Origin of the sequence: Pseudomonas sp. PDM18, from assembly GCF_014852585.1 — a bacterium.
In the GTDB taxonomy this organism is placed as follows: Bacteria; Pseudomonadota; Gammaproteobacteria; order Pseudomonadales; family Pseudomonadaceae; genus Pseudomonas.
Genome location: NZ_JACVBX010000015.1, coordinates 36,591 through 51,280, shown reverse-complemented (window position 1 = coordinate 51,280; position 14,690 = coordinate 36,591). Strand labels below are relative to the sequence as shown.

The 14,690-nt window shown below is 62.5% G+C and carries 19 protein-coding genes; 7 read left to right on the top strand and 12 right to left on the bottom strand.

Annotated elements, in window-relative coordinates; all coding sequences use genetic code 11:
* Positions 1-113: 113 nt before the first annotated feature.
* The 8 genes from IB274_RS25220 to IB274_RS25185 form a co-directional block, all read right to left on the bottom strand.
* Positions 114-470 carry a hypothetical protein gene (locus IB274_RS25220; RefSeq protein WP_192435564.1) on the bottom strand — a complete coding sequence of 119 codons (357 nt, stop codon included), beginning with the start codon at positions 468-470 and terminating at the stop codon, positions 114-116.
* A gap of 11 nt (positions 471-481) precedes the next feature.
* A complete protein-coding gene (locus tag IB274_RS25215) occupies positions 482-970 on the bottom strand; it encodes a DUF1833 family protein (RefSeq protein WP_192435563.1) in 489 nt (162 codons plus the stop codon).
* The gene (locus tag IB274_RS25210) at positions 967-1,431 is read right to left on the bottom strand and encodes a hypothetical protein (protein ID WP_192435562.1); all 465 of its coding nucleotides are present in this window, start codon (positions 1,429-1,431) and stop codon (positions 967-969) included. Before IB274_RS25210 ends, IB274_RS25215 begins: the two co-directional genes overlap by 4 nt.
* 115 nt (positions 1,432-1,546) lie before the next feature.
* Positions 1,547-2,422: a phage tail tape measure protein gene (locus IB274_RS25205; protein WP_412548450.1), complete on the bottom strand. Its 876-nt coding sequence runs from the start codon at positions 2,420-2,422 to the stop codon at positions 1,547-1,549.
* 126 nt (positions 2,423-2,548) lie between these two features.
* Positions 2,549-3,376, bottom strand: a complete 828-nt coding sequence (locus tag IB274_RS25200; protein WP_192435561.1) for an ATP-binding protein — start codon at positions 3,374-3,376, stop codon at positions 2,549-2,551.
* Positions 3,363-4,391: a DUF1376 domain-containing protein gene (locus tag IB274_RS25195; protein WP_192435560.1), complete on the bottom strand. Its 1,029-nt coding sequence runs from the start codon at positions 4,389-4,391 to the stop codon at positions 3,363-3,365. The genes IB274_RS25200 and IB274_RS25195 overlap by 14 nt, the downstream gene beginning before the upstream one ends.
* Complete coding sequence (locus tag IB274_RS25190; RefSeq protein ID WP_192435559.1) at positions 4,388-4,618, bottom strand: hypothetical protein; 231 nt, start codon at positions 4,616-4,618, stop codon at positions 4,388-4,390. Before IB274_RS25190 ends, IB274_RS25195 begins: the two co-directional genes overlap by 4 nt.
* On the bottom strand, positions 4,615-4,965 hold the full coding sequence (locus IB274_RS25185) for a hypothetical protein (protein WP_225615027.1): 351 nt from the start codon (positions 4,963-4,965) through the stop codon (positions 4,615-4,617). Before IB274_RS25185 ends, IB274_RS25190 begins: the two co-directional genes overlap by 4 nt.
* Between IB274_RS25185 and IB274_RS25180 the strand changes: the two genes are divergently transcribed.
* The 5 genes from IB274_RS25180 (at position 4,964) to IB274_RS25160 (ending at position 8,289) form a co-directional block, all read left to right on the top strand.
* Positions 4,964-5,524, top strand: coding sequence for a hypothetical protein (locus IB274_RS25180; protein ID WP_192435558.1), 561 nt, complete (start codon positions 4,964-4,966; stop codon positions 5,522-5,524). The genes IB274_RS25185 and IB274_RS25180 overlap by 2 nt on opposite strands.
* Positions 5,517-5,738, top strand: coding sequence for a hypothetical protein (locus tag IB274_RS25175; protein ID WP_225615026.1), 222 nt, complete (start codon positions 5,517-5,519; stop codon positions 5,736-5,738). Before IB274_RS25180 ends, IB274_RS25175 begins: the two co-directional genes overlap by 8 nt.
* A gap of 106 nt (positions 5,739-5,844) precedes the next feature.
* Positions 5,845-6,156, top strand: coding sequence for a hypothetical protein (locus tag IB274_RS25170; RefSeq protein WP_192435557.1), 312 nt, complete (start codon positions 5,845-5,847; stop codon positions 6,154-6,156).
* A gap of 218 nt (positions 6,157-6,374) precedes the next feature.
* Positions 6,375-7,526 carry a tyrosine-type recombinase/integrase gene (locus IB274_RS25165; RefSeq protein WP_263866465.1) on the top strand — a complete coding sequence of 384 codons (1,152 nt, stop codon included), beginning with the start codon at positions 6,375-6,377 and terminating at the stop codon, positions 7,524-7,526.
* Complete coding sequence (locus IB274_RS25160; RefSeq protein ID WP_192435555.1) at positions 7,477-8,289, top strand: DUF6602 domain-containing protein; 813 nt, start codon at positions 7,477-7,479, stop codon at positions 8,287-8,289. Before IB274_RS25165 ends, IB274_RS25160 begins: the two co-directional genes overlap by 50 nt.
* 140 nt (positions 8,290-8,429) lie before the next feature.
* On the opposite strand, the gene IB274_RS25155 is transcribed toward IB274_RS25160, so the two are convergent.
* The 4 genes from IB274_RS25155 to IB274_RS25140 form a co-directional block, all read right to left on the bottom strand.
* Positions 8,430-8,732 (bottom strand): hypothetical protein, encoded by a 303-nt coding sequence (locus IB274_RS25155; protein ID WP_192435554.1) that lies wholly within the window; start codon positions 8,730-8,732, stop codon positions 8,430-8,432.
* 113 nt (positions 8,733-8,845) lie between these two features.
* Entirely contained in the window at positions 8,846-9,517 is a 672-nt protein-coding gene (locus IB274_RS25150; RefSeq protein ID WP_192435553.1) for a YceH family protein, read from the bottom strand.
* Positions 9,518-9,578: 61 nt separating this feature from the next.
* Positions 9,579-10,334 (bottom strand): cache domain-containing protein, encoded by a 756-nt coding sequence (locus tag IB274_RS25145; protein ID WP_192435552.1) that lies wholly within the window; start codon positions 10,332-10,334, stop codon positions 9,579-9,581.
* A gap of 130 nt (positions 10,335-10,464) precedes the next feature.
* Positions 10,465-11,211: a FadR/GntR family transcriptional regulator gene (locus tag IB274_RS25140; RefSeq protein ID WP_225615025.1), complete on the bottom strand. Its 747-nt coding sequence runs from the start codon at positions 11,209-11,211 to the stop codon at positions 10,465-10,467.
* 295 nt (positions 11,212-11,506) lie between these two features.
* Between IB274_RS25140 and IB274_RS25135 the strand changes: the two genes are divergently transcribed.
* Together IB274_RS25135 and IB274_RS25130 are read left to right on the top strand one after the other, a co-directional pair.
* Positions 11,507-13,000 (top strand): aldehyde dehydrogenase, encoded by a 1,494-nt coding sequence (locus tag IB274_RS25135; RefSeq protein ID WP_192435551.1) that lies wholly within the window; start codon positions 11,507-11,509, stop codon positions 12,998-13,000.
* A gap of 130 nt (positions 13,001-13,130) precedes the next feature.
* Entirely contained in the window at positions 13,131-14,615 is a 1,485-nt protein-coding gene (locus tag IB274_RS25130; protein WP_192435550.1) for an APC family permease, read from the top strand.
* Positions 14,616-14,690: the final 75 nt, after the last annotated feature.

Below are 14,690 nucleotides of genomic sequence, written 5' to 3'. Positions count from 1 at the left end.
CGGGGTGTTGGTGTCCGGTTTGATAGGGGTAAGTCCATTCACTCACCTGCCCCACATCACCCCAGCGGGTGAAGCTAGATTGGAGCTTATCAAACGTAAATAAAATCAAGGCCTCACTTCGGTGAGGCTTTCTCCTGGGCTTCCAGAATAATTTTTAGCTTCTGCTCTGCGGCCATACGGGCCTGCCCTTCGTTCTCAAGATCGGTATGCAATGCAGTAATCGCCGCGTGGATCTCACCCGCAACCCCCTCTTCTTCTGCATGAAACCAGCCCCCCTCCCTGAGCCAGCGGGCCTTCTCCAAAATGCTGCGCTCCAAGGCTAGGAGCCGATCATTCTCGGCAAAGAACCAGTCCAGCCGCTTGGCGAGCATGCCGCCGGTGCTGAAGGTCGAGAAGATTGCTTCTCGCAGTCGATCCCGCTCCAACATGTACTGCTGGTAGCCTTCCGACGTCACAGTGATTTCGTTCATGGTGTTACTCCTCACAGGTATTTGAGACCGGGCGAAAACTCGGTGTCGTAGGTGTCACGCGGAAAGGCGCGGCCGATCAGATCGAAGTAGCCGGCCTGCAACTGCACGGCACCATCGCTGATCTCGCCGCCCAGGATCGTCATGCGATACGGCGCCTCGGCCGGCTCGCTGCGGTTGCTCTCCAGGAACTTGCGGTAGGTCATCTTCACCTCCTGCTCGCCCTGGAGCGCGGCGTCGATGTGCTGCTGTGCCTCGCCGAGCACCCCGTCGATCACGAAGTCCAAGGTCTGGGCGCCCTGGTTGTCCTTGTCAGCATCGTTGGTGCGAATCGGTGCGGCCAGGAAGGTCAGCGTCCGGCCGTCTTCCGTGGTGCAGGTCTGGTCTTCGAAACCCTCGCAGAAGAGCAAGGAGTCGGACCAGGCTGCGCAAGTTAGCTCGATGGTGGAGATAACCACATCGCTTCCACCCGAGGCATAAAGCTGCTCGAGGACGGTGCTCACACTTCAGGCCACTCCCTGTTCATTGCCATATCGATAATGTTTCCTTCGAACCAGAAGTCCGGGAACTCCACCCATTCCACCGGGATCAAGGGCCGCTGTCGGAGCTCCAGCATGGCGGTGTATTCCCAGAGGACACCCTGCAGCAAGGTCGGACCATCATAGATGTCAGTGAAGCGACACTCGTAAGGGGCTAGGCCACCGGCATCCTTCGGTGTTTGAAGGTTGGCGAGGAACCAGAGCGCCCCATCCTTGAGGGCACTCTGAAACCAGGCCTCGAACCAGGCGCCCTGGTTGTGGGTCATTCGCCACGTCGCGGTGACCGCGACGGGCACACTGGTGAAACGCCGACGCTGCCTTGCCCGACCGCTCTGCAGCTGGCTGCGCTGCAGGGGACTTTCGGTGCTGAGCACGTAACCCGTGATCTGAGGCAGAGGCAGGTACTGGTTCGGATATTCGATCATCGCCCTACCGTCCCCAATCCGTATTTGCCCGTGAATGCCTGGTGCATGCGGCCATCGCTCTCTGTACTACCGATTACGACATCGAGGATGTACTGATCATCCTGCATACGACTATTCACCGTGGTGCCCGGGGGAGCGTTGTGGATATTGACGACAGGTGCCGTCGCCCCTCCTTCGCGCTGATTCGCCAGCACGCGATCCAAGGTGTTGTCCAGCTTGGTGCTTGTCTCAGCGGTGGTGACTCGCTCGCCTTGCCGAACATCAGCTGTATCGCCTGTGCGACCAGCCATTGGGCGGCCATGTCGGCAATCGCGGCGACGATGGTATCGCCGATGGTGGTCGCGACATTGCCTAGCGCTTCACTGAGGTTATTCGTGTCGTTCAGCAGCCCCTGGATGCCGTCACTGAGCGAACTAGTCGCATTACCCAGAACGTCAGTCACCGCATCGGAGGCTTGTTGGCTGTAGTCAGCGGCGCTGTCGACGTAGTTCTGGAAGGCGTCGTTGACGCCGCTCATCCAGTTGCCCTGCGCCTCATCGACCCTGGCGTAGTAATCCTCTTGCAGCCCAAGCCGCTGATCCAGCGCCTCCTGCAGGATCGCCGTCTCCTGGTCGTACAACTCCTGACTGATATCGCCCGAGTTCCGCTGCGAAGCAAGTTCACTCAGCTTTTCATCGTAGCTCTGGCGAATCTGCAACATCTCTTGCAGACGCGAGCGAAACTTATCGCCCTTGCCCGTGCCGGCCAACTCGATTTCAAAGCCGACCGAAACGGTTTTGTTCTCCTGATCGAGAGCGGACCGATAAGCCGCCGCCTTGGCGGCGTCCTCGTTGGCCTGCTTCAGCTTCTGGAGCTTGTCCAGTTCGGCGGCTAGGCTGTTGAGGCGCTCCTGCTGCAAAGCGTTGATTCCGACCAACTTGCCGGACTCGATTTCAAACTGGAGCTTGGCGACCTCGGTGGCGTCCTTGCGCTTGTCGACCTCGGTATTGATCAGCGCGATCTGGCGCTCGTAGCCGGTTTCGGCCTGATCGAACTGACTCTGCAGCGCTTTCGTGGCTGTGCAGCTTGGATTCGTCCACGACGTCTTCGAACAGATGCTCGTCGGGATAACGGTCCATCATGCGGCACCTCCGAGGCGGGCGGATCGCCAGGTGAACGGGGCCAGCAAGCCGCCGTTCTCGCGCAGGCGGTCAGCGGCACGCGGGCCGATGAACTCGGGCAGGCGCTCGCGCGTCTGGTTGCTCACCAGCACGGTGGGCAGCACCAGTTGATACCGGCGGTCGATCACCTCGTGCAGCAGGCCGGGGGCGAAGTCGCGGCCCTGGCGAGGGGTGTGCATACCCACTTCGTCGATCACCAGCAGGTCCACCTCGGCCAGCTCCTGGAGCAGCTGGGATTTGGTGTGGCTGGCGTTCTGCCGGAAGCTGTCGGTCACCCCCTGGATGATCGCCTCGGCGGTGACGATCAAGCCGGAGGCCTGCTCCTCGCGGACGACGTGCTGCAGGATCGCGCAGGCCAGGTGCGTCTTGCCGTTGCCGATCTCCCCCAGCAGCATCAACGCGCGGCCCTGACGGTAGTTCTCCGCGAACTTCTCGGCGTAGCCGCGGCAGATGCTCAACGCACGAGTCTTGCCGGCGTCGCCGCCATCGGTGAGGAAGTTGTCGAAGGTGCAACTGCGGAATCGCGGGGTGATGCCAGTGGCGATAAGGTCCTCGCTCAGCTGCCGCTCGGCGAACACCTTCTCAGCAGCCTGCCGGCGCCCGTCTTCCTTGGGCTTGTTGTACAGCAGTTCCCACTGGCAAGCCGGGCACTCGGTGCGGTACCAGCCGCCGGCGAACAGTTCGACCAGCTGCTCGTCGTAGTTCTTGTGGCCACGGCCAGCGCGGCAGCAGACCTCATGCTGCTCGGCGATTCGTGGAGCAGGACGGAACTTAGAATTTGTCATCGGGGTACATCTCCTGCGAATGGTTAGGAACCGAGAGAACAGCGCTCTGCTGGTCGGCCTGGGCTTCTGGCTGAGGGCCCGAGTACGGCTTCCAGTGCTCGCCCTTGCCGAGGAAGGTGGCCGGGAGCTTCACGAACTCCGTGCCGACCTTGCCCTTGGCGATCTGGTCGGCGCGGTAGTTGGCAGCTGCGCGGATGAGGTCCTGAGGAGCGATACCCTCTTTCAGGCGAGCCCCCCAAGCCTTCCAAGCGTCCGGCTTGGGTGCGGAGCGGTCGCGCTTCGGGTACTCGCGCCAGAACGACTCGAAGTCGTCGGAGTACTTGCCGACCTGCTTACTCGCCGCAGCAGCGGCTGCCCCCGCTGGGGGTATGGGGGGCTCTAATAGATATCCCTCTCCCTGTCTCTCTCCCTCTCTCTGTCCCTGTCCCTCTCTTAGCCGTGGCGGTTCCGTTTCAGGCAATGCACCTGAAACGGGTACGGTTTCGTTTCCTGCAACGCATCTCTGGCTGTTCAGTTCTGCGTCTTGCAACGCGGAGCGCAGCGTTTCTATTGGCGTGTTGTGGGCGTACACGATGCCGAACTCACGCAGCCGGTCGCGGATTCGCTTGTGCTCATCCCGGTGCCGGCGCAGGCGCTCCGCTTCATTGTCCCGGCGCTCGCGGTAGGCCACTCGCTCCTCCCACGCAGCAAGGGCTTTCTCGGCAATCACCGGGTGATACAGGCGGTCGTCGCTGCAGAGCTGCCATCCACGGAGCGCCATGCCCTTCAATCGCGCCCAGCGGCTGCCAGCGCCAGAGAGATAGGCGAGCACGCGATCATCGTTCGGCAGCGAAGCTGCAGGCACCTGCAGCCAGGCCTTGCACCACAGCGAGAGCGCCGCCTTGAACTCATCGCCGCTCGTGAGCGCGAACAGGTCACTGTCGAGGAGGCGCACCACATCGAGGGGCATGAACGCCAGGCCGCGCAGGTCGACCTCCACCGGCACCAGCGGATCAGCCGGTACTGCATCGTTCATACGTCCAGCTCCTCGGTTACCCGCTTCACGAAATCGTCGTAGCTCTCGGCCATGACGAAGCCCTGGTCTTCGAGCGCGGCGCGGCAGGCCTTGGCGTGGCCGTACAGCACCCAGCGCTCACGCTCGGGCAGGTCGCGGAATTGGCGGTAGGAAGGCCAGGGACCGGCGATCACCGGCTGGCCGTTGGGGCCGGTGGTGATCCGGCCGGGGTTTGGTTGGGTCGTCATTCACCAGCCTCCTGGGCGGGCGTGCCGCGCATCTGGAAGCGCTCGATGCCTGCGCCGAAGTCAGGGTGCGTGGCGCGGTGCTGGGTCACGAAGGTGCAGCCGCGGGCGAAGCGCTCGAACACCCTGCTGATCTCGGCCTTGGCCCAGACGGCGAAGGGACGTGCGTTCAGCTCCTCGTGCTTGCTGCGCACCATGGCGAAGGGGCGCGGGCTGTGCGGCATCTCGCGCACCACAGCGTCGATCACCCTGGGCGGGAGCCCGTACTGCTTGCCGATCCGTTGGCGGATAGCGGTGATGCTCTCCATGCCGTTCGGGATCGAGTCGAGCAGCGGGTGCGCGCGGTCCATGTCGCCGACGGTTTCGGCCAGAGCCGCGACCTGGTGTTCGGTTTTCTGCGTGCGCGCGCTTCACCGCCTCAAGGGCGCCAAGTCAACCATGAATCAAGATTCTGTCCAGGTTGCAGCGCGGTTCAAGAATCACCCGGAGCAATTGCCTGGAACGCTCGACGCCTGCCTGTTGGAGCTTCGGTATTGGAACCACCTCTACTGGCTGCGCCAGTCATTGGGCGGAGGAGATGGTCCACCTGAAGCAACAGCAAGGGAATGGTTTGTCATGGAACTTCTGGCCGAGATACCGCCGCGCAATTACGACGAGGCCATTCAGGTCCTGGACTGGATTGAAGAACGCGGGGACGCACTCAATGCAGAGGAGGAGCTGGCGGTATTCAGGAACATCCTGAACCACCCAGGGCGAGCGGAAGGCCCCATGAACGGCCAAGAGACCGCTGTCGAGTACCAGTGCGGTTGCGGCGACATCTACCCGGGCAACAGCTTCGGCGCCGGCTACATGGCTGCCAACAATGGCGTGTGTGAGAACTGCAGTGTCGCGGGGGTGAATCGTGGCTAGCCCTGCTCTTCTGGTCGGCGCCCCGGAGGACCTGGTGGCGCTGCGCGACCTGTTTGCCATTCAAGCCCTGCAGGCGATGGTCATCGCCGGAGGCTGGGGCTACACCGACAAGGGCGGCACCAGGCACACCTACAACAGCATGCCCGAGTACGCAGAAGCGGCCTACGAATTCGCTGACGTAATGCTCAAGGCACGGGAGGTGCGGCGTGGCTAAGCCTCTCGGACAACTCGCACGACAAGCCCTTGATCGCGCGAGACGAATACCGCCAGCACCAGCACGCCAGACGGCGGCCGCCAAACCAGCGCCGGCGGCACGACAGTTGATCGCGCAAAGGGATGAGGTGGTTGAGGAAGGCTTGCCGGTCAGGATCGCCCCGGCCGGGCAGCGCATCGACCAGGTGCTGTTCAGGCAGGGGCGCATCGAGACGGCCGAGCTGTTGAGCACGATGCTCGGGATGATCGAGCACCAGGGCGCTGCGGCAGAGGTGATCGCGCCCTTGAGGAAGGGGGCTAAGGCCAAGCCGGCGAGCTATGCCGCTGGCGTCGAGGCTCTGCTAGATGAGGTGGCGGCGATGGTCGAGCGCCACGAAATGAACAACCCGCAAAACGTGGCGCGCCACGCACAGGGGTAACGCATGCGCTACATGACAGTCAGGAAGTTCGCCATGGAGTCTGGCTATACCGAGGACGCCATCAGGTCGAAGATCCGCGACGGTGTGTGGCTGCTCGGTGAGATATGGATCAAGGCGCCGGACGGGCGAACCTTGATCGACGTTGAGGGGTACGAATCATGGGTAGAGATGGGCGGGGAGTCAGGGCGGTCTCGGACTCCAGTATTGAAATCACGTTCATGTACCGGGGCGTCCGTTGTCGGAAAAGGATCGCGCTCAAGCCCACAACCACTAATTTAAAGCGAGCCGAGCAGCACAAGGCGGCGATCGAGCACGCGATCGCCAACGGCACCTTCGATTACTCCGTGACCTTCCCAGGATCAGCGCGCGCAGCTAAGTTCGCGCCTGAGGCCTCCAGGGAGACAGTGAGCGGCTTCCTCGGGCGTTGGCTCGAGTCGAAGCGCAAGCACGTCTCCAGCAGCACGTTCGAGGGCTACAGGAAAATCGTCGAGCACCGACTGATCCCCGGGCTCGGCAAGCTGCTGGTGGTGGACGTGAAGCGGAAGACGGTACGCGACTGGCTGGACGGCCTCGAGGTGGGCAACAAGACACTGTCGAACATCCAGAGTTGCCTTCGCTCGGCGCTGAGCGATGCCGTCGAGGAGGAACTGATCGATAGCAACCCGCTGGCAGGGTGGACCTACAGTCGGAAGGAGGAGGTGAAGGACGACGACGTCGACCCGTTCTCCCCTGAGGAACAGCAGGCGATTCTGGCCGCGATGGATGGACAGGGTCGGAACCTGGTGCAGTTCGCCCTATGGTCGGGGATGCGCACCAGCGAGCTGGTGGGCCTGGAGTGGGGAGATGTCGACTGGCTGCGCGGTGAAGTGCATGTGATGCGCGCTATTACGCAGGCGGCAAAAGGGAAAGCAGAGGTGACCAAGACTACCTCGAGCAGGCGAAGCGTCAAGCTGCTCGGCCCTGCCCTGGAGGCGCTGCAGGCGCAGAAGGCGTTCACCTATCTGGCGCACCAGGAAGTCTTCCAGAACCCGCGAACCGGAGAGCGCTGGGCAGGCGACGGCCCGATCAGGAAAACTCTGTGGCAGTATGCATTGAAGCGCGCCGGGGTGCGCTATCGCCGCCCCTACCAGACGCGCCACACCTACGCCTCGATGATGCTTTCTGCTGGCGAACATCCGATGTGGGTGGCGCAGCAGATGGGGCACAGCGACTGGACCATGATTGCCAGAGTTTATGGAAAATGGATGCCTGCCGCTGATATGGACGCAGGCTCGCGTGCCGAGCTAATGTGGAATGACAATGCAAAAGAAGGATCTGGGCGTGTCCGACCTAATGAAACTGCTCCAGCTGGAGTCCGAAGAACTCAGTAACAAGTTCGCCAAAGCAAGCATAGAAGGAAGAGGCACGCCTCAGGAAGTTGCAGATCGGAGAGAGGCAGCGGTCCACGCTCTCATCGCCAAATATTTCCCGTTTCCTTTCAGGATTGCGAAGGGGAACATTATAGACTCATTCGGTGGGCGTAGTGCATCGATTGATTGCGTCGTTCTCAACCCGGAACATCCTCATACAGTCAGCGAAGGAAATCACTTTTCGGTGCTGCTAGCAGATGGCGCTGACTTCGCAATTGAGGTAAAACCGGATCTAATTTCAAAAGACGAAATTGAAAGAGCACTAAAGCAAATAACAAGCGTCAAAAAACTTAAACGCTCACGTAATGGAGAGCCAAAACAAACGCAAACCATCAACGGCGTGATATTCTCCAATACCACCTATGCAGATTTAAGTTTACTACTTAGCGTAATCACTCAGTATTACGTCGAGAATCGGATAAAGCGCATTCACCAATTTGACCTATTAGTTATCAATCAACGCTGCATCATCATAAATTGCAGGCACGGGCATAACTTCTACCCTAAGAATGGGGGACCAGAAGGAATGTTAGTCCTCCAGTCTGGAGTCAATACATTCGCTGCTGCCATTCTGTTTATGAATAGACTCCCCCTATCTCGTATTAGAATCGATGAGAGTGTTATTGCAAACTACATAGTTGAAGACGATTTGGGGCCTATGCAGTGGAATGTGCCAGTCAACGAAGCTCTGTCTGCCTTGGAGTGCCTGGACTCTACAGAATGACAGCCTTATGGCAGCCTTGAGCCTTAAAGCGGCGCCGCTACAGGGGTAGACGCGGTTTCAAATCCCCCCGGCCCACCAAATCCAAAGAAAAAAGGCGCTGAGCCTCAAGCCCAGCGCCTTTTTTCTTGCCCGAGATTTGCCTAGAGCGTCAGGAATCCCAGCCGTGGCATCAGCGGTTCGGCCTGTTCCTCCATCACCACTTCCACGCATGGCTTGCGCAAGCGCAACCGCTCCGCGTTGCATAGCAGAGGGCCGTCCTCGTCTTCGGCGCCGAAGGGGTCGTCGATCAGCACGCCCTTGATCAACCCTTGGCGGAACAGTTCGCGGATCGCGAACAGGTTCGCTTCGCGTGGGCCGGTAAGGTCGCCGATAGATTTGAAGTCGGTTTCCGTGAGCTGACTGAGCACGGCTTTCAGCTGGGCCTGGGAGGGTTTGCGACTCATCGGGTACTCCGGGGTGAAGCGGGGGCAAGCATGACTATCGAAGGCCAATATTAACGCTGCATTAGCAGGCAAGTAGGCCGACCTTGGTCGGCCTGTCTGGAGAAACTGCCGGATCAGTCTCGGGAGATGCCCATCTCCAGCAGCGCGAGCCGTTCTTCGAGAGCCGCTATACGGCCTTCCAGCTCGACCAGACGCCCCTCGTCATGCCCGCCGCCGTCACTGCGTTCGCTGGAGACGCGGCTACCGCTGGCAGCGATAGCAGCCTCGCGGTCTTCCTCGGTGCCCAGCAGATGCATGTAGCGATCTTCGCGCTGGCCGGCATGGCGCTCCAGCTGCACGGCCATGCCACGGCCGGCGAGGCGCTCAAGCTGGTGGCGGACTTCTTCTGTGTCATCGAAGTCGTGCATGCGCTGGCTGCGAGTGAGCAGTTCGTTGAGGGTCTGCGGGCCACGCAGGAACAGCAGGCCCAGCAGAATGACCTGTGGCTTGACCAGTTCCAGCGCTTTGTCCAGCCGCTGCTCCCAGCGGTCGGCGCGGCTGCCCATGACCAGGCGGGTCATCTCGCGACCTTCCAGATGGCGCAGGGATTGGCCGACCTGGCCGGGGGTGAGGTTCATCACCGGGTCGCGACTGGTCTTCTGGTTGCACGCGGTGACCAGGGCGTTGAGGGTCAGCGGGTAGGCTTCGGGGGTGGTGAGCTGCTTTTCGATCAGGCACCCGAGAACGCGGGCATCCACTGCACTCAGGGGTTCGAAGTCGGGGAGGGTGTCGAGCAACTGGCTCATGGCGGTATCCGTCGATGAGGGAACCGCACTAGCCTAGCCGTTTACGCAGCGTTTGGCAGCCTCAGGCAGCGCCGGCGAGGCGGCGGTTCAGTGGTCGCTCAATGACCGCCCAGTGCGAGAAGGACGCAGCCAGCTCCCGCTCGCGCCCCTGCGCATCACGCCCCAGCGTGCGCCGGGCGAGATCGCCGCTGAACCAGTTGGCTGTATTGGCTGCGACAACCCGTCCTTCGCCGTTTACCACCAAGGCCTCATGGCCCATCTGCATCAGACTGCCCAGCAGCACACCCTCGAACTCGTGCAACGCGATGTCGGCGGCAGCCACGCCGATGAAGCGCCCGTCCACCTGGATCGGCACGGAGAAGGCGAGGATGTACAGGTCGGTGCCATAGAGGTCGACGAAGGGCCCGACGACCGAGGGTTGGCCACTGGCACGCGGGCGGGAGAACCATGGCATGTTGAGGTAGTTGTAGAAGCTCTCACTGCGCCGGTTGAAGTTCAGGCTCATGGGCACGACCTTGTCGCCGCGGCCGTGGTACCACCACTCCAGATACATTTCCTGGTCCGCCAGCTCGCCTGGCTCGATTACCACGCCGGTGCCGTGCAGGCGCGTGCCGTCATCGGTGAGGTCGTGCTGGATGCGCGGGCGCAGCGCGCCTAGGTCCTTCGAGGACGGGCGTTTACCCTCCTCCGCCAGCGTGCGCCAGATCGCCACGACATCGCCGGCCAGCTCGTCAAGGCGCTGGAAAACGTTACGGATGGAAGCGTCGATGCGCTGGGCGCAGCGCTGGAGTTCATCCGTGGGTTGTTGGCTGGACATGACCGGGGCCTCGCTGTTCCTGTCGTTGTGCTTGCTCAGGGGCGAGCCAGAGGGGCTCGCAAGGTCGTATCGGTAAATCACTCTGTGCGTCCGCTTGACCGCGCAGGGAAAGCAGCAAGCGTTGTGCCAGTCAGCCGTCGTCGGCCAGCAGACTCAGGCGCAGGTTGATCAGCCGCTTGATACCACGAGTGACATGGGCTTCGGCCAGCGCACCGGCCAGGTTCGAGTCGCCGGCGCTGATCGCCTCGAGAATGGCGCGGTGTTCCTGCACGATGATCGCCGCACCAGGGAAGCCTTCCACCGGCAGCCACAGCCATTCGCCGATCTCCGCCTGCAGGCGCGTCTCTGCGTGAGTCAGGCGCACGGACTGGGCGGCAACGGCGATCTCGATATGGAAGCGTGCATCGGCGCGACGCTGCTCCTGCCGGGTAGTGGCGGTCGCCAACGCATCGAGGTACTGGGCGATGCGCGCTTGCTCATCGGATGTCGAACGTTGGGCCGCCAGGCGTGCAGCGGCACCGGCGATAGCGACGTGTTCGTCGCCCAGATCACGAAGCTCCAGTGCACTCATCTGGCGCAACTGCCCCAACAGCGCGTCCTCGGAGGTGTGCTGCGGCGAGCAGACGAAACTTCCTCCGTTGCGCCCGCGCCGGGTCTCGATCACGCCACGTTCGCGCAGTTCCGCCAGGGCATCGCGCAGGGTCACGGTGGCGACGCCGAACTGCATCGCCAGCTCGTTTTCGCTGGGCAGTTGTTCGCCTTCGGCGTAAAGCCCGAGATCGACCATTTCCACCAGCCGGCGCGCGACCTCCTCGGTGCGCCCTTCCTGGCGCAGGCGCATGAAACTGGCGGGGCGGACTTTCCTGAATTCATTCATAGGCAGCAATGCGCGGAGCGCGGACGCTTCCTGCGCGGAATATTCCTCTTCGGTAGGAGTGACGAAGTCTATCGGCAAGCCCGGTTAAGGCTTCTCGAAAAACTATGTCTCCATATTTTTAAATCGCTTTCCGCACTTACGGCAAGGTCTTTTGCGGTGAAAACCCCGTTGGAACACACATTTTTCGCCCCGTATTGGCAAGCGCAAAAACATAAGATATGGTTTCAAATGTATTTGCCAGCGACGGTCCGCAGGCCGTCTCCGCCAACAACAGCAAGAACGAGGAGCGATACGCATGAGCCAGCCAACCCGCGCCGAATGGGAAGCCCGCGCCAAGGCCCTGAAGATCGAAGGCCGCGCCTTCATCCAGGGCGAGTACCTTGCCGCCGCCTCCGGCGAAACCTTCGACTGCATCAGCCCGGTGGACGGTCGCCTGCTGGCCAAAGTCGCCAGCTGCGACGCCGCCGACGCCGAGCGCGCAGTGCAGAGCGCCCGCGCTACCTTCGATTCCGGCGTCTGGTCGCGTGAGGCGCCGGCCACCCGCAAGGCTGTGATGATCCGCTTCGCCGCCCTGCTGGAAGAGCACGCCGAGGAGTTGGCACTGCTGGAAACCTTGGACATGGGCAAGCCCATCGGCGATTCGCTGAACGTCGACCTCCCGGGCGCCGCCGACTCCCTGCGCTGGAGTGGCGAGGCCATCGACAAGGTCTACGACGAAGTGGCCGCCACCTCCCACGATCAGCTTGGCCTGGTCACCCGCGAGCCAGTGGGCGTGGTCGCCGCCATCGTGCCGTGGAACTTCCCGCTGATGATGGCCGCCTGGAAACTCGGCCCGGCGCTGGCCACCGGCAACTCGGTGATCCTCAAGCCGTCCGAGCGCTCGCCACTGACCGCCATTCGCATCGCCCAGCTGGCCATCGAAGCGGGCATTCCCGCCGGTGTGCTGAACGTGCTGCCGGGCTACGGCCACACCGTCGGCAAAGCCCTGGCGCTGCACATGGACGTGGACACCGCGGTGTTCACCGGTTCCACCAAGATCGCCAAGCAACTGATGGTCTATGCCGGCGAATCGAACATGAAGCGCGTCTGGCTGGAAGCTGGGGGCAAGAGCCCGAACATCGTCTTCGAGGACGCGCCAGACCTGCAGGCCGCCGCCGAATCTGCCGCCGCGGCCATCGCCTTCAACCAGGGCGAAGTGTGCACCGCCGGCTCGCGCCTGCTGGTGCAGAAATCGATCAAGGCGAAGTTCCTGCCACTGGTGGTCGAGGCCCTCAAGGGCTGGAAAGCCGGTCACCCGCTGGACCCGGAAACCAACGTCGGCGCACTGGTCGACGGCCGCCAGCTGGAGCAGGTGCTGGGCTACATCCAGGCCGGCCAGGACGAAGGCGCGAAGATCCTCACCGGCGGCAAGCGCGTGCTGGAGGAAACCGGCGGCACCTACGTTGAGCCGACCCTGTTCGACGGCGTGAGCAACGCGATGAGGATCGCCCGCGAGGAAATCTTCGGCCCGGTGCTTTCGGTCATCGAGTTCGAGGACGCCGAGGAAGCGATCCGCATCGCCAACGACACTCCCTACGGGCTGGCGGCGGCGGTCTGGACCCGCGACATCTCCAAGGCCCATCTCACCGCCCGCGCCCTGCGTGCGGGTAGCGTGTGGGTGAACATGTACGACGGCGGCGACATGACCGCGCCCTTCGGCGGCTTCAAGCAGTCGGGCAACGGCCGTGACAAGTCGCTGCACGCCTTCGACAAGTACACCGAGCTGAAGGCGACCTGGATCAAGCTGTAACGCGATCCGGAACACGAGAGGTTTGGAGCAAGACGGCGCGCGGCTGCCCCGCGCGCCGAACAATAACAACAACGCTTTCCGTTGCACCTGATTGGCTGCCGACGCGAAAACCTCAGACAGGACACCCACAATGAACAGCTCGATCCAGCCAGGCGCCGCCCTGGACCGCGACGCGGAGCAACTCCGCGCGCTGGGCTACACCTCCAATTTCGAACGCAGCATGACCCTCTGGCAGAACTTCGCCCTGGGCTTCACCTACCTCTCGCCGGTGGTCGGCGTGTATACCCTGTTCGGCCTGTGCCTGGCCGCGGGCGGCCCGCCGATGTTCTGGTCCTACCTGCTGGTGGGCATCGGGCAACTGCTGGTGTGCCTGATCTTCTGCGAGGTCGTCTCGCAGTTCCCCATCTCCGGCGGTGTCTATCCCTGGGCACGTCGACTGGTGGGCAAGCGCTGGGCCTGGATGGTCGGCTGGATCTACTCGGTGTCGCTGTGCGTGACCATCGCCGCCGTGGCCCTGGGCGCCGGCCCGTATATCGCCACGCTGCTCGGCTTCGAATCGACGCCGGTGACCAACACCTTCGTCGCCCTGGCGCTGACGGTGATCGCCACCCTGCTCAACCTCTCCGGCACCAAGCTGCTGGCCCGCGTGGCGATGTTCGGCTTCATCTGCGAGCTGCTCGGCGCACTGGTGATCGGCACTTACCTGCTGATCTTCGAACGCCACCAGCCGCTCTCGGTGCTGTTCAACACCTTCGACATCCGCATCGACGGCAGCTACTGGCCGGCGTTCCTCACCGCCTCGCTGGCCGGCATGTTCCTCTACTACGGCTTCGAGGCCTGCGGTGACGTCGCCGAGGAAACCCCGAACCCCAGCCGCCGCATTCCCAAGGCCATGCGCATGACCATCTGGATCGGCGGTGGCGCGGCCATCTTCGCCGCCCTGGCGCTGATCCTCGCGGTACCGGATATGCAGGCCGTTATCTCCGGCGCGGACAAAGATCCTATGACCACCATCCTCGACAACGCCTTCGGCGTGACCGGCGCGCGCCTGGTGATGGCGGTGATCATCGTCTCGTTCGTCTCCTGCGTGCTCAGCCTGCAGGCCGCCGCCAGCCGCCTGCTGTACTCCTATGCCCGCGACGAGATGGTGATGGGCAGCGGCCTGCTCAAGCGCCTGTCGCCCAATACCCACGTGCCAGTGGCTGCGCTGATCGCCTGCGGCGTGATCCCGTCGGTGATCGTCTGCGCCGGCTTCTACCTGCAGAACGCCATCGCCATGGTGGTGAGCTTCGCCGCCATCGGTATTTACCTGTCGTTCCAGATGATCGTCAGCGGCGCCCTGTTCGCCCGTGTGCGCGGCTGGAAGCCAAGCGGCGCGTTCACCCTGGGCAACTGGGGCTGGATCGTGAACATCCTGGCGTTGACCTACGGCGTGCTGGCGATCATCAACATGTCCTGGCCCCGCACGCCGGATGCGCCCTGGTACCTGAACTACGGGATCATCCTGGTGGGTGGAGTCGTGATCGTCCTGGGCCTGGCCTACATGACCCTGTTCCGCCCGTACGACAAGGGCACCGCTCCCCACGGGGATGCGTGGAAGCTGCATCAGCAATAAGCGTTCGACGTGAAACGAAAACGCCCGGCAAGGATGCCGGGCTTTTTTTGCTGTTCAAGTGGTGTGACGTTCGGA

What these genes read in the sequence shown, in the direction of transcription:
- IB274_RS25180 (WP_192435558.1), top strand. Translation starts at nt 4,964, where the DNA reads ATGTCGCCGACGGTTTCGGCCAGAGCCGCGACCTGGTGTTCGGTTTTC.
- IB274_RS25195 (WP_192435560.1), bottom strand. Translation starts at nt 4,391, where the DNA reads ATGAACGATGCAGTACCGGCTGATCCGCTGGTGCCGGTGGAGGTCGAC.
- IB274_RS25190 (WP_192435559.1), bottom strand. Translation starts at nt 4,618, where the DNA reads ATGACGACCCAACCAAACCCCGGCCGGATCACCACCGGCCCCAACGGC.
- IB274_RS25135 (WP_192435551.1), top strand. Translation starts at nt 11,507, where the DNA reads ATGAGCCAGCCAACCCGCGCCGAATGGGAAGCCCGCGCCAAGGCCCTG.
- IB274_RS25150 (WP_192435553.1), bottom strand. Translation starts at nt 9,517, where the DNA reads ATGAGCCAGTTGCTCGACACCCTCCCCGACTTCGAACCCCTGAGTGCA.
- IB274_RS25155 (WP_192435554.1), bottom strand. Translation starts at nt 8,732, where the DNA reads ATGAGTCGCAAACCCTCCCAGGCCCAGCTGAAAGCCGTGCTCAGTCAG.
- IB274_RS25185 (WP_225615027.1), bottom strand. Translation starts at nt 4,965, where the DNA reads ATGGACCGCGCGCACCCGCTGCTCGACTCGATCCCGAACGGCATGGAG.
- IB274_RS25220 (WP_192435564.1), bottom strand. Translation starts at nt 470, where the DNA reads ATGAACGAAATCACTGTGACGTCGGAAGGCTACCAGCAGTACATGTTG.
- IB274_RS25165 (WP_263866465.1), top strand. Translation starts at nt 6,375, where the DNA reads ATGTACCGGGGCGTCCGTTGTCGGAAAAGGATCGCGCTCAAGCCCACA.
- IB274_RS25200 (WP_192435561.1), bottom strand. Translation starts at nt 3,376, where the DNA reads ATGACAAATTCTAAGTTCCGTCCTGCTCCACGAATCGCCGAGCAGCAT.
- IB274_RS25210 (WP_192435562.1), bottom strand. Translation starts at nt 1,431, where the DNA reads ATGATCGAATATCCGAACCAGTACCTGCCTCTGCCTCAGATCACGGGT.
- IB274_RS25140 (WP_225615025.1), bottom strand. Translation starts at nt 11,211, where the DNA reads ATGAATGAATTCAGGAAAGTCCGCCCCGCCAGTTTCATGCGCCTGCGC.
- IB274_RS25145 (WP_192435552.1), bottom strand. Translation starts at nt 10,334, where the DNA reads ATGTCCAGCCAACAACCCACGGATGAACTCCAGCGCTGCGCCCAGCGC.
- IB274_RS25130 (WP_192435550.1), top strand. Translation starts at nt 13,131, where the DNA reads ATGAACAGCTCGATCCAGCCAGGCGCCGCCCTGGACCGCGACGCGGAG.